Origin of the sequence: Oerskovia turbata (genome assembly GCF_000718325.1) — a bacterium.
Taxonomy (GTDB): domain Bacteria; phylum Actinomycetota; class Actinomycetes; order Actinomycetales; family Cellulomonadaceae; genus Oerskovia; species Oerskovia turbata.
On the sequence record NZ_JOFV01000018.1, the window covers coordinates 56,046 to 68,789 of the forward strand.

General features: G+C 72.5%; 12 protein-coding genes. 6 read left to right on the forward strand and 6 right to left on the reverse strand.

Annotated elements, in window-relative coordinates; all coding sequences use genetic code 11:
• Positions 1 to 55 precede the first annotated feature (55 nt).
• The gene (locus IE95_RS0116335) at positions 56 to 1,048 is read right to left on the reverse strand and encodes a pentapeptide repeat-containing protein (protein WP_084690363.1); all 993 of its coding nucleotides are present in this window, start codon (positions 1,046 to 1,048) and stop codon (positions 56 to 58) included.
• Between the two features lie 369 nt (positions 1,049 to 1,417).
• Here IE95_RS0116335 and IE95_RS0116340 point away from each other — a divergent pair, with 369 nt between their 5' ends.
• The 5 genes from IE95_RS0116340 to IE95_RS0116360 all read left to right on the forward strand — a co-directional run bounded on the left by IE95_RS0116340 (position 1,418) and on the right by IE95_RS0116360 (position 6,130).
• Positions 1,418 to 2,164 (forward strand): type IV toxin-antitoxin system AbiEi family antitoxin, encoded by a 747-nt coding sequence (locus tag IE95_RS0116340; RefSeq protein ID WP_164984149.1) that lies wholly within the window; start codon positions 1,418 to 1,420, stop codon positions 2,162 to 2,164.
• Positions 2,161 to 3,129 carry a nucleotidyl transferase AbiEii/AbiGii toxin family protein gene (locus IE95_RS0116345; RefSeq protein ID WP_030152773.1) on the forward strand — a complete coding sequence of 323 codons (969 nt, stop codon included), beginning with the start codon at positions 2,161 to 2,163 and terminating at the stop codon, positions 3,127 to 3,129. Before IE95_RS0116340 ends, IE95_RS0116345 begins: the two co-directional genes overlap by 4 nt.
• 132 nt (positions 3,130 to 3,261) lie before the next feature.
• Complete coding sequence (locus IE95_RS0116350; protein ID WP_129429638.1) at positions 3,262 to 3,999, forward strand: Lsr2 family DNA-binding protein; 738 nt, start codon at positions 3,262 to 3,264, stop codon at positions 3,997 to 3,999.
• A gap of 191 nt (positions 4,000 to 4,190) precedes the next feature.
• Complete coding sequence (locus tag IE95_RS0116355) at positions 4,191 to 5,435, forward strand: sensor histidine kinase (protein ID WP_051703214.1); 1,245 nt, start codon at positions 4,191 to 4,193, stop codon at positions 5,433 to 5,435.
• Positions 5,426 to 6,130 carry a response regulator gene (locus IE95_RS0116360; RefSeq protein WP_420819395.1) on the forward strand — a complete coding sequence of 235 codons (705 nt, stop codon included), beginning with the start codon at positions 5,426 to 5,428 and terminating at the stop codon, positions 6,128 to 6,130. The genes IE95_RS0116355 and IE95_RS0116360 overlap by 10 nt, the downstream gene beginning before the upstream one ends.
• A 4-nt stretch (positions 6,131 to 6,134) precedes the next feature.
• Here the strand turns inward: IE95_RS0116360 and IE95_RS19785 are convergent, their stop codons facing one another.
• The 3 genes from IE95_RS19785 to IE95_RS19790 all read right to left on the reverse strand — a co-directional run bounded on the left by IE95_RS19785 (position 6,135) and on the right by IE95_RS19790 (position 9,938).
• Positions 6,135 to 7,742 (reverse strand): SpoIIE family protein phosphatase, encoded by a 1,608-nt coding sequence (locus tag IE95_RS19785; RefSeq protein WP_030152782.1) that lies wholly within the window; start codon positions 7,740 to 7,742, stop codon positions 6,135 to 6,137.
• A 148-nt stretch (positions 7,743 to 7,890) separates the two neighbouring features.
• On the reverse strand, positions 7,891 to 8,544 hold the full coding sequence (locus IE95_RS0116370) for a response regulator transcription factor (protein WP_030152784.1): 654 nt from the start codon (positions 8,542 to 8,544) through the stop codon (positions 7,891 to 7,893).
• Positions 8,541 to 9,938, reverse strand: coding sequence for a sensor histidine kinase (locus IE95_RS19790; RefSeq protein WP_051703215.1), 1,398 nt, complete (start codon positions 9,936 to 9,938; stop codon positions 8,541 to 8,543). Before IE95_RS19790 ends, IE95_RS0116370 begins: the two co-directional genes overlap by 4 nt.
• Before the next feature lie 145 nt (positions 9,939 to 10,083).
• Here IE95_RS19790 and IE95_RS0116380 point away from each other — a divergent pair, with 145 nt between their 5' ends.
• Positions 10,084 to 11,082, forward strand: a complete 999-nt coding sequence (locus tag IE95_RS0116380) for a CPBP family intramembrane glutamic endopeptidase (protein WP_051703216.1) — start codon at positions 10,084 to 10,086, stop codon at positions 11,080 to 11,082.
• A gap of 72 nt (positions 11,083 to 11,154) precedes the next feature.
• Here the strand turns inward: IE95_RS0116380 and IE95_RS0116385 are convergent, their stop codons facing one another.
• Together IE95_RS0116385 and IE95_RS0116390 are read right to left on the reverse strand one after the other, a co-directional pair.
• A complete protein-coding gene (locus IE95_RS0116385; protein WP_030152791.1) occupies positions 11,155 to 12,159 on the reverse strand; it encodes an NADP-dependent oxidoreductase in 1,005 nt (334 codons plus the stop codon).
• Positions 12,160 to 12,285: 126 nt separating this feature from the next.
• Entirely contained in the window at positions 12,286 to 12,672 is a 387-nt protein-coding gene (locus IE95_RS0116390; RefSeq protein ID WP_030152793.1) for a DUF1304 domain-containing protein, read from the reverse strand.
• Positions 12,673 to 12,744 lie beyond the last annotated feature (72 nt).

A 12,744-nucleotide genomic window follows, 5' to 3' on the forward strand; every position in this document is an offset into this window, starting at 1 on the left:
AGGGGGCGGTCCCGCCGGGGCCGCCCCTTCGTGCGTCACGGGCGGGTCCGGGTGCTCAGCCTGCCCGACGGCGCCGCTCACCGCCGCGGTCGGGTGGCTCTGCGCGGGTGGTCGCCGCGGGGGCGCGGGCCGCGCGGGCGTGCTCCGGGGCCGCGTCCGTCGGGGTGGTCCAGTGCACGGGGTGCTCGAGCCCGTCGGGCAGGCGGGTGGTCGTGTCGCCCCGGGCCGCGTCGACCTGGGCCTGGGTGAGGAACAGCGCGTCGGTGAGGTCGGTGCCGCGCAGGTCGGCTCCCCGCAGGTCGGCCCCGACGAGGTCTGCGCTGCGCAGGTCCGCACCGCGCAGGTCGGCCCCGACGAGCAGGGCGCCGCGCAGGCTCGCTCCCCGCAGGTCTGCGCGGGCCAGCTGCCTCCCGACCAGGTCGGCGCCGCGGTGGTCGGCGCGTCGGCCCCGGGGCTGGTGCGGCGAGCGTGCACGCGCGCCGTCGCTCGCCCGGAGCAGGAGCGGGTTGACGCTGCTGCGCAGGGCGCCGAGATCCTGTGCGAGCAGGTCCTGCGGGGTGCCGAGCGAGAGGTGCTCGACCCGGTCCACGGCGGCGCGCAGGTCGGCGGTCAGCGCCGGGTCGTGGCCCGCGGAGCGGTCGAGGGCGGTGCTGTCCTGGCCCGCTGCCAGCGCCAGTGCCTCGGTGAGGTACCAGAGCAGCTCGTGGACGTGCCGCAGCACGGGCAGCAGCGCGAACATCGACGACCGCACCTCGGGGTGCTCGCGCCAGTCCTGCCCGGCGAACGTGACGCGGGAGATCTTCTGCCCCGCGCCGAAGCAGTCGTAGACGGTGCAGCCCACGAACCCGCGATCGCGGAGCTCGGTGTGGATGCCGCACCGGTGATCGGGCCGCAGGTTGCGGCAGGGCTCGCCCGCGTCCTTGTCGATCGGGAAGTCGGCGGAGCGTGTGAAGGCCAGCGCCACGCAGCACAGTCCGAAGCAGCTCGCGCAGTCGGCGTGCAGGCCGAGGCGGTCACGTTCGGGGGTGGGGCTCGGGGACGACGACATGGGACTCCTGGCAGGGCGGGGGCGGCTCGTCCCCAGTACACCGCGCTGCCGCCCGGGAGTCGAGCAAGTTCCGGGCGATCAGCGCCTCACCAGACGCGCTCGCCGTAGCCATTGCCCGGCGTACCTCGTCGTGCAGGCCGCGTTCCTCGACGCATGGATCAAGCATCGTCGCGGATCCACGTCTCACGTCGGGTAGCGCCGATGTCACTGCCGACACTGGAATACCTAGAACAGATACTCTAGAGTGATCGAGGGCAGTCGTTCTCTGTCGTTCACACAGTGCATATATCTGATTTGGATACTCCGGAGGGCATCGTGGCAGCGCGCAGACTGAGCCCCACCCTCGCAGCTGTCGTCGAGGAGCTCGAGTTGGAGCAGCCCACGGTCGTCACCAGTCCCACGATCCGCGCCATCGCAGAGCGACGGGGACTGGGCACCTCACCCCCCGTCATCGCGGCGCGCCTACGGCAAGCGGGTTGGCTCCTGCCGACCGGACGGCGTGGCGTCTGGGAGTTCGCCCCTGGTGCGCACGCCGGCCCCATCGGCCACGGCGACCCGACCCTGCCTCTGAGAGGGCTCCTGGCGACGCACCCGGAACTCACGCCAGCCCTGTCGCTGTCTAGCGCCGCGTGGGCGCTCGGGCACGCCAACCGGGTTCCGAACACCATCGACATCGCGGTACCCGTGGGTTCCCGCGTCACGGCCTCGATGCGCAAGGACGCCTCATTCTCGACCTTCACCAGCAACATCGCCTATCGAACAGCCAAGGGCGTGCCCTGTCACCGGCCGGAGTCCATCCTCACGCACCTCGCCACCACGCCAAGCGCACCTCGCTCGTGGCCTGCAGTTCTCGAGTGGCTCCCCGAGATCGCAGCCGATCTCGACGCAGACACTCTCCTCGCCGAACTTCGCGGTCGCCCCCGCTCCGTCATCACGCGTGCGGGCTACCTCCTGATCGGCATGCGGCCCGACCTCGCGGCGCCCCTACGCCCGACCGCCCCCGAAGTGGTGCGCTTCGGACCTCGGACCAACGCCGCCCGTCGATTCGTCGGATCGTGGGGCGTCGTCGACCATCTCCTACCGAGCGACCCAGCAACGTGGGAATCAGTCCTGTGACCGGCTACACCGTCGCCCTCACCAGAGCCCACCTGCTCCGCCACGCCCCCTCCGCCAGGCAGGGAGCCGAAGCTGCGGCAGTCGACATCGCACAGGATCTCCTCCTGCGGCACCTGCACGACATCGGCCTCCTTGAACAACTCGCCTTCAAGGGTGGTACCGCGCTGCGCAAGCTCTACGCAGGCTCAGCCGGTCGATTCTCGCTCGACCTGGACTTCTCAGTCCGCGACCTCGACGGCGACGCAGACGCCACCTTCGAACTGCTCACTGAGAGCGTCGCAGAACTCGAGCTCGGCCCGTTCCGCTACGGCACGAAGGAACGCCGCGGCAAGACTCTCTTGCTGATCTCCACTGACCTGACCACCACAAACGAGCTTTCCTCCAAACTCGACGTCAACCCGCCATCGTGGCTTGAGCCGATCCACCGGCCTTGGGTGCCAATGCCCGTCCACAGCCAGTACGGCGGGCCGCTGCCACCCTTGACGGTCGTACGCCTCGAAGAGAACGTCGCGGAGAAGATCGCCCGCCTGAACCGCACGACGACTGCCCGCGATGTCTACGATCTCGTCTGGCTCTGGAAGAACTACCGCGACGGCGGCGGGATGGACTTCGCGCTCATCCGGCGCCTAGCGGTGCTGAAGATCTGGGTCGACGCGTACGGCCTCACTGGGCCAAGCCCTCTGCACTGGAAGCCCGGCCACGAGTCGTATCCGTTCGACCCCGAGCACTGGCTCCGCTCCCGACCAGAGGAAGAGTTCGACAGCGAAGACATCGGCCAACTGTCTGTTCCCGCACCCAAGCTGGACGAGCTCGCCGCAGACCTCGTCAAGGGTTACGGCTCCCTGCGTGACCTCGACGCCGACGAAATGGTCATCGCCCAGCTCGACGCGACCGAGCGCCCGCGCGTACTACGGATGCTTGCCGACCTCCCGGGCACCCGCCTGTCCCGCAGCTCCGTTTGGTAGAGGTCCGTCGGAGGTGCTCCACGGGCGGGAGGCACCCGGAGCCGTGGTCGTCCTACCGACGATTGTCCGAGATGTGAAAGAGTTGCGCCGCGCACGTCGATCGGCGTGCACATCGTTCGCCGAGAGGTCGTCATGGGTTTGCTGAGCTGGTTCAAGGGTCGTCGGAAGAAGGCGGAGGCCGCACCGGTGGTGAGCGTCGCGTCCCTGTTCGACGTCACCCAGAAGACCGCTGCCGACACCACCCCTGTGCAGGCACCGGGCCGCACGACGGCGCCGGCGGCTCCCGCCGCAGCGGCTGAGCGTGCGACGGCGCCCGTCGCGATCGCCGTCCTGGAGCCGGAGACCGCGCCGAAGGTCGAGGCGCCGGTCGTCGAGCGGCAGCCGGTCGCGGCGACCGACGTCGCCGAGGCCAGCGAGGTCGTCGAGGTCGTCGAGGTCGCCGAGGTCGCCGAGACGACGTCGGAGCCCGAGCCCGTCGCCGAGCCCGTGGTGCCCGAGCCCGTCACCGGGAGCACGCAGGCTCCTGAGGAGGTCGAGGTCGAGGTCGAGGTCGTCGAGACCGGGGCCGTCACGGTCGAGGTCGTCGAGTCGGTCGTCGTCGAGGAGGCCCCCGAGGCAGCGGCCGAGCCCGAGCCCGTCGCCCCCACCGCAGCCCCCGCCGCAGCCGCCCCCGCGGCGAAGACGTCCGCCACCCCCGAGGCCCCCGCGGCGCCGAAGAGCACCGGCTACCTCCTGCCGGGCGAGACGACCGCCGAGATCCGCACCTGGGCGCTCGCGAACGGTCACACCGTGAGCCCCAAGGGCCGCCTGCCCAAGGCCGTCCTCACCGCCTACCGTGCGGCGAACGGTGAGGCCCCGGCAGCGGACTGAGCCCAGGATCACCCGCCGGTCCATCGACCGGCGTGCGACGGCGGCGTTCCCGGACCTGGCTCCGGGGGCGCCGCCGTCGTCGTGCCCGGGAAGGACACCCTGATGGCGAAGGTGGCCTGATCCTTTGGGGTGACCCCAGGTCGTCCCGACTGGCGATGTGCGCCGCCCGCCCGCGCGCTTAGTCTCACCGCATGCCTCCTGCTCCGCCGATCCGCTACGTGCCCTACTCGGCCTTCGACCTGTCCTGGCGGCTGGGGGCCGCGTTCGGGTCCGGGGCCCTGCTCTTCCTCGTCTCCGCGGTCCTGACGGCGGAGGACCCTCAGGGGGCGACCTTCGAGCAGTGGGGGGTTGTCTTCCTGCTCGACCTCCTGCTCGGCGTCGTGGCGCTGGTCCTCCTCCCCGCGGTGCGTGCGGCACCGCTCACCGTGGCGCTCCTCATGGCGGTGATCGGGGGCTTCACGAGCTTCGGTGCCGGGGCCGTCGTGATCGCGCTGATCTCGCTCGCGACCCGTCGGCGGTGGCGGGAGATCGCGGGCGTCGGGGTCGTCTACATGGCGTCCAGCCTGGGGAACGAGGCACTCTTCCGGTCGATGATCCCCGAGTGGGCGCACACGCCGTGGTGGGTGTGGCTCGTCGTCGGGGCGCTCATGTACGGCCTGGTCGTCGCGATCGGCGTCTCGATCGGGCACCGCCGCGACCTCGCGGAGTCCTGGCGCGTGCGGGCCGTGACCGCCGAGCGTGAGCAGGCCGCGCGCGTCGACCAGGCACGGTCGACCGAGCGCACCCGGATCGCACGTGAGATGCACGACGTCCTGGCGCACCGCATCTCGCTCGTCGCGATGCACTCGGGGGCGCTCGCGTACCGCACGGACCTCACGCCCGAGGAGACCGCGGCGGCAGCGGGCGTGATCCGCGACAACGCGCACCTCGCGATGACCGAGCTGCGCGAGGTCCTCGGCGTCCTGCGCGAGACCGACGTCCCGGGCGCGGCCCCCGAGCGCCCGCAGCCGACGCTCGCCGCCCTGCCCGACCTGCTGGCCGAGGTGCAGGGTCCGGACGGTGCCGACCCGGTCACGTGCGAGGTCTCCCCGGGCACCGCCGAGCACCTCGCCGGGCTGGGTGACCAGGTGAGCCGGAGCGCGTACCGCATCCTGCAGGAGTCGCTCACGAACGCCCGCAAGCACGCGCCGGGCGAGCCCGTCCGGGTCGAGATCGACGGCGCCCCGGGGGAGGGGCTCACGGTGCGGGTCGCCAACCCGCTCGTCGCGGTCCTCGTGCCCGACGACGGCGGCGGTCCGCGCCCGTCCGGTGCGCCGCCGTCGGGCCTGGGGCTGACGGGGCTCGCGGAGCGTGCGCGGCTCACGGGCGGCGAGCTGACCGCCGGGCCGGACGGGGCAGGCCGCTTCGTCGTGAGAGCGTGGCTCCCGTGGACCTGACCCCTCTGACCCCCGCCGCGCCCGAGGCCGCCCCCGAGGCCGCGCCCCTGCGTGTCGTCCTGGTCGACGACGACACGCTCGTCCGTGCGGGGCTGCGCCTCATCCTGGGCGGCGACCGGGCGATCGAGATCGTGGGCGAGGCCTCCGACGGGATCGCCGCGGTCTCGGAGATCGTCCGGACCCGGCCCGACGTCGTCCTCATGGACATCCGCATGCCGCGCCGTGACGGGCTCGCGGCTCTGGAGATCGCGCGGGCTGCCGACCCGGCGCTCAAGGTCATCGTCCTGACCACGTTCGACGCCGACGACATGGTGCTGACCGCGCTGCGGCTGGGTGCGGCGGGCTTCCTGCTCAAGGACACGCCGCCCGCCGAGCTCGTGGCGGCGGTCCGGCTCGTCGCGCAGGGGCGGTCGATGCTGTCGCCGTCGGTCACGCAGCAGCTCATCACGGCGGTCGCGCGTCAGCCCGTCGACGACCGCGAGGCCGCTGCGAAGGCACGTCTCGCGCGGCTGACCGAGCGTGAGCTCGAGGTCGCGGTAGCGATCGGGACGGGGCTGTCCAACGCGGACATCGCGGCGAGCCTGTTCCTGAGCATCGCGACGGTCAAGACCCACGTGGGGCGGGTGCTCGACAAGCTCGGGGCCGACAACCGCGTGCAGGTCGCGATCTGCGTGCACGACGCGGGGCTCGCGTAGCGGGTCAGGGCACCTCGTAGAGCAGCAGCGCGACGTCGTCCCGGGCGCCGTCGGCGAGGAGCTCGGCGAGCAGCGCGTCGGGCAGGTCGGAGGCGGGGCGTTCCTCGCGGATCGTGAGGGCTGCGTCGGCGAGCCGGCGCAGGCCCTCGGAGAGGTGCTCGCCGCGGCGTTCGACGAGCCCGTCGGTGTACAGCACGACGGCGTCTCCGCTCTCGAGCGGTGCGGTCGCCTCGGGGCGCGGCGCGGTGCTGAGGGCCAGGGGTGTGCCGCGCCCCTCGTTGAGCCAGCGCGTCTCGGCCTTGTTGACCACGAGCGGCGGCAGGTGGCCTGCGGCCGAGTAGGTGAGGGTGCGGGCGTCCTCGTCGACGATCGCGCACAGGACCGTCGCGAGCTCGGCGCCGGGCAGCGTCCGCGCGAAGCGGTCGAGGCCTTCGAGCGTGGCCGCGGGCCCCAGGTTCTCCAGGAGCAGGGCCCGGCTCGCGCTGCGGAGCTGTCCCATGACGGCCGCGGCGCGCAGGCCCTTGCCCACGCAGTCGCCCACGACCAGGCCGAAGCGTCCATCGGACAGGTCGACGACGTCGTACCAGTCGCCACCGATGAGGAGGCTGTCGTCGGCCGGGCGGTAGCGGGTGTGCCACCCCGGGGCCGTCGGGTCGTCGGGCAGCATCGCGTCCTGGAGGGCGTTCGCGACGTCGCGCAGCTCGCCGACCTGCCGGATCTGGGCGAGCGTGCTGCTCAGCGCGGTGCCGACCGCTGAGGCCACGAGCTGGAGGAACGAGCGCTGCTCGTCGTCGTCGGGGCGGCGCGGGTTTCCTTCGAGCACGATCACGCCCGCGACGGAGCGGTCGCGGCTCGTGGCGAGGGGGGCGACGAGCGCGGGGCCGACCTGCTCGAGCCGACGCTCGTCCGCGACCTCGCGCAGGACCTGCGACGGGACGGACTCGTCGTGGCGCTCGTGGGTCGAGGCGAACGGCACCAGCCCGGCCGACGTGTCGAGGTAGAGGTCCGCGCGGGTGACGTCGACGCTGCGCCCGAGCACCCCGACGGTCGCTGCCGCGAGCTCGTCGACGTCGCCCTGGAGTCGCTGGAGCGTCGCCGTGAGGGTGCCGAGGGTCTGGAGGCGGCGCGCGTCGACGACGTGGTCGGTGGTCTCGGTCGCGACGTCGAGGACGCCGCGGATGACGCCCTCGTCGTCACGCAGGGGGCTGTAGGAGAACGTGAAGGCGGTCTCCTCGTCGAAGCCCGACCGGTTCATGATCAGGGTCTGGTCCTGCGACCATGTGGGTTCGCCGGTCTTCAGGACCGAGTCGAACAGCGGTTCGATGTCCGGCCAGATCTCGGCCCACACCTCGCCCGCAGGGGCACCCATCGCGCCGGGGTGCTTGTCGGCGCCGAGCATGGGTCGGTAGCCGTCGTTGTAGAGCATCACGAGGTCCGGTCCCCAGGCGATGAAGATGGGGAAGCGGGTGCTGAAGCACAGGCGCACGGCGGCGCGCAGCGTCTTGGGCCAGGTGTCGGGGGAGCCGATCGAGGTGGCGGACCAGTCGATCGACCGTGCCAGCTCACCGCTCTCGGTGCCCTGGGTGGCCAGGTCGAACCAGTCGGAACTCACGACTCATGATAGGAGGTTTCGGCAGTGCGCCGTGCATCGTGTGCAGTGCACACTGGGCCCGTCGAGCGTCCTGGCCGCACCGAGCGTGCAGTTCGGGTGGTCCGGGTAGGGGTGCGGACGACCTGAACTGCACACTTGGCGACCGGGTTCACCCGCGCTCCGGCAGCCCGACGAGCCCCGACTCGTACGCCGCGATCACGAGCTGCACGCGGTCGCGGCACCCGAGCTTGCGGAGCACTTCCGACACGTGGGACTTCACGGTCTGCTCGGTGATGAACAGCTCGGCCCCGATCTCGGCGTTCGACAGCCCGCGGGCGACCGTGAGCAGCACCTCGCGCTCGCGGCCCGTGAGGTTCTCGATCCCGGGCGCGGCCCGGGTCGTGCGCTGCGCGAAGTCGCCGACCAGGCGGCGCGTCACGGTGGGCCCCAGCAGCATCGAGCCGTCCGCGACGAGCCGCACACCCTCGACCAGGCGAGGGGCCGGCGTGTCCTTCAGCAGGAAGCCCGACGCCCCGGCCTGGAGCGCGTCGAACACGTACTCGTCGAGGTCGAACGTCGTGAGGATGAGGACGCTCGTGCCGGGGTGGTGCGCGCAGATCGCGGCGGTCGCGGCGATCCCGTCCATGACGGGCATGCGCACGTCGACGACGGCGACGTCGGGTCGGTGGGTCGCGACGACGTCGAGCAGCTCGGCCCCGTCGCCTGCCGAGCCGACCACCTCGAGGTCCTCGGCCGCGTCGAGGATCGCGGCGAAGCCGTACCGGACCACGGGCTGGTCGTCCGCGACCACGACGCGGGTCACGCGTCGGTCCCGTCCGGGACGTCGAGGAGGTGGACGTCCAGGGGATCGCCTGCGGAGTAGAGCAGGTGGGTCTCCGCGCGCTCCGGGGCCGTTGCCGGCGCGGGCTCCGGCCCGGTGAGGGGGAGCGTGAGCGCGACGACGAACGAGCCGTCCTCCTCGCCCGCCGTGAGCGAGCCGCCGATCGACTCGACCCGCTCGCGCATCCCGAGCAGCCCGCGCCCGGGGGCGGCGGGGGACGTGCGCGGGACCAGCGGGTTGGAGACGCGGGCGGTCACGACCGTGCCCGACGGCGTCGCGCCCGTCCCGAGGGTGATCGTCACCGGCTGCCCCGGGGCATGGCGACGCGCGTTCGTGAGCGACTCCTGGACCGCGCGGTAGAGCACGAGCCCCTGGGCCGACGGGAGGTCGGGCACGTCCTCGACGACGGTCACGTGCTGCCCGGCCGAGCGGGCCGCGTCCACGAGCGCCAGGACGTCACCGGCCCCGGGTTGCGGTGCCCGGTCGGCGCCCTCGGTGCGCTGCAGCACCGCGAGCACCTGACGCAGCTCGCCCAGCGCGTGCCGGGCGTCGTCGGCGATGTCTGCGAGCACGACCTTGGCCCCGGCATCCATCGAGGGGTGCACGTACGGTGCCGACTCCGCGCGGACGGCGACGAGCGAGATGTGGTGCGCGACGACGTCGTGCAGGTCGTGCGCGATCCTGGCCCTCTCGACGGCGATGGTCTCGACCGCGAAGGCCTGGTCGGCGGCGAGGGCGGCGGCGGCCGTGCGCAGACGGGCGCGCTGCCCCGCCCCGACAGCGGCACTGGTGGCCACCACGGCGAACGACATGACGACGTAGAGGACGAACGTCACGTCGCTCTCACTGCCGGACGTCACGGGGCCGATCGGCAGCATGGCGGGGACGCCCGAGGTGCAGTAGATCGCGACGACACCGGTGGCCAGTGCGAACGGGAGCAGCGCGCGGTGCCACCTGTCGTACGCCGCGACGACCGCAACGGCCAGAAGTGCGAGCCACCAGGCCCAGACAAAGGTGCCGATCAGGGGGAGGAGGAGGAAGGGCCAGCCGGCGAGCACGCAGGCCAGCAGGGTGGACCGACGCGTGACGAGCACCGCCGCCACGGCACTGAAGCTGCCGAGTGCGATCACGGGCAGGACGAGCGTGGGTTCAGCGATCATGGTGGTCCAGAGCCCGCCGTCAGGGGGCAGCTGGATCGGGGTCACGAGGGTGAACAGCCCGACGAGCAGCGCGAGCACGCCGGGGAACACCCAGGTGCGCCACGCCTCGCGCTCGATCGCGGCGGCTCCGGTCGTTCGCGACCGGTCGGGTGAGCCGTCGGGCGTGGGTGGCGGCGGCGAGGCGATAGGCCCGGGGGAAGGGGCGGCGGTGACCATGCCGACGATTCTCGCGGGTCCGGTGCCCGGCACGGCACCTGCGCGCGACGGACCCCTTCTCCCTCCTGCGGGGGAGAGGGCGCGCAACGCTGGGAGTGCGGCTCGGGCCTGGCGTGGCGCACCGGCCCGACGGCAGGATGGGCCGATGGTCCCCGACGACGCGGTTCCCGCACTGCCCAGCCCGAGGCCCTCCGAGGCGTCCGCTTCGCGCACAGTCTCGACCGCTCGTGCAGAACCTCCCCTCCCGTACGCGCTCGTCCGCGCCGCGCTCGGCGCTGCGGTCATGGGGGTGGGGCTCGGTGCCTCGGTCGCGCTCGGTGTCGCGGCGGCTGAGGCCTGGGGACTCGACGGGTTCCTCGCCCGCCTCGTCCCCGCGCTGCTCGTGACGTTGCTGGTCGTCCCGACGATCCTGTTCCTCCGCCGCCGGGTCGACGGCCGTCCGCTGCGCGGCATCGGGTTGGTCGGGCCGCTCACCGCGGTCCGGACGGCGGTGCTGGGGTTCGGCGTCGTCCTGGCTGCGGCCGTGGTCGTCCTGGGCGGAGCGACCGCCGTGGGGTGGCTGTCCTGGGGAGCGGTCGAGCCGGGCGACCTGCTCCTCTTCCTTCTGACCAACACGCTGATCGCCCTGCTCTACGAGGCAGTTCCCGAGGAGGTCTCGCTGCGAGGCTACGTGCTCACGACGCTCCGGTCCCGGTATGCGCGCTGGGTCGCGATCGCCGTCACGACGGCCCTGTTCCTGGCGGCGGCGTCGACGTCGGTGGTCGTGGGTGCAGGGCTCACGAGGCTGCTGGGCGTCGAGCCGTTCCCGTGGGGCGTCGCGCCTGCGGGGGAGGACCCGGTCTCGTACTTCATGCTGCTCGCGGCGTTCGGGCTCATGCTCGCCTACGCGCGCGAGGCGGACCCGACGGCGAGCGTGTGGACGTGCGTCGGCGCGCACCTGGCCTTCCTCACGGTCAACCGGGTCGTGCTGTCGGCGACCGGGACGGGGGTCGAGGTCGACCTGGCGAGCCCTGACGTCCTGCTGCTCGTGCCGCTCTACGTGGGCCTCGCGATCGTGGCCTTCGCGTTCCTGGGCGAGCGCGTGCCCCGTCCCAGCCCGCGCGAGCCCGCGCGAACGACCCCTTCGACGCCGAGAAGTGAGTAGATGCCCCTGGATCCGGCGATCCAGGGGCATCTACTCACTTCTCGGCCACGTTCAGCCGCGCTCGGCCGAACGTCAGACGCGCACGACCATCTTGCCGGTGTTCGCGCCGCGCATGAGGTCGAGGAACGCGTCGACCGAGTTCTCGACCCCGTCGACCACGGTCTCGTCGAACACGACGTCTCCGGCCTGGAGCCAGGCGCTCATGTCGCGCGAGAACGCGGGGAAGTGCTCGAGGTGGTGGCCGATCGTGAAGCCGCGGAGCGTGAGGCTGCGCGTCACCATGTTGCTCATGTTGCGGGGGCCGGGCGCGGGCTCGGTCGCGTTGTACTGCGAGATCGCGCCGCACAGCGCCGCGCGGCCGAAGTCGTTGAACGCGCCGAGCGCTGCTTCGAGGTGGTCGCCGCCGACGTTGTCGAAGTACAGGTCGATCCCGTCGGGGGCGGCCACGGCGAGCTGGTCGGTGACGGGCCCGTCCTTGTAGCTGAAGGCCGCGTCGTAGCCGTAGCGCTCGGTGAGGAGCGCGACCTTCTCGGGTGTTCCGGCCGAGCCGACGACGCGTCCCGCGCCCTTGAGGCGGGCGATCTGGCCCGCGGCGGTGCCCACGGCCCCGGCCGCGCCGGAGACGAACACGGTGTCACCGTCGCGCAGCCCTGCGATCTCGAGCAGCCCGACGTACGCGGTGAGCCCGGTCATGCCCAGGATCCCCAGGTAGGCGGACAGCGGCACGCCGGGGATCTCGGGGACCACGCGGAACGCGGCGGCGTCGCCCTGGGCGACGTCGCGCCACCCGAGCTGGTGGAGCACGACGTCGCCGATCGCGATGCCTTGGGCGGTCGAGGCCTCGACGCGTCCGACGGCGCCGCCCGTCATGGTCTCGCCGAGCGCGAACGGCGGCGTGTAGGACTTCACGTCGTTCATGCGCCCGCGCATGTACGGGTCGACGGACACGAACTCGTTCCGGACGCGCACCTGGCCGGGTGCGAGGTCGGGGAGGTCGACGTGGACGGTGCGGAAGTCGTCGTGCGTGGGCCAGCCGGTGGGGCGGGCGACGAGCTGGATCTGCGTGGAGGAGGTCATGCGTCGGGGATTCCTTCGGTTGCGGTTCTGCGGGTGCGTGCCCGACGCCGCAGCCTCGGCCAGGTGGGCCGGTGCGGCGGGGGCGGTGGCTCGGGCGGCGGGTGGTCGGTGTGCAGGGCCTGGTGGTCAGGACACCAGGGCGATCACGAGCAGCACGATCGCGATCGCGGGTGGGACGGCCTGGACGAGCGCGGCGCGGGCCTTGGCGGGTGAGGAGACGATCAGCACGAGCCCGGCGAGGACCATCGAGCCGGTCGCGCTCAGGACGAGCGCCGCGCCGACGTCGGTGTGACCGCTCGTGACGAGCACGATGCCGATCGCGGTGACGGCCGCCAGGAACAGGTTGTAGAAGCCCTGGTTGAAGGCGAGCTCCTTGGTCGCGCGGGCCTCCTGCTCGGTGGTCCCGAACGTGGCACGGGTCCGCGGGGAGGTCCAGGACACGGACTCGAGCACGAAGATGTAGACGTGGATCAGTGCGGCGAGGCCGGCGAGGACCAGTGCTGTCGCGGTCATGGTGGTGTCCTCCAGGTGAGGGGCGGGCTCTGGTGCCGGCCGCTGCCGACGGGAACGGCGTTCTGAACTGAT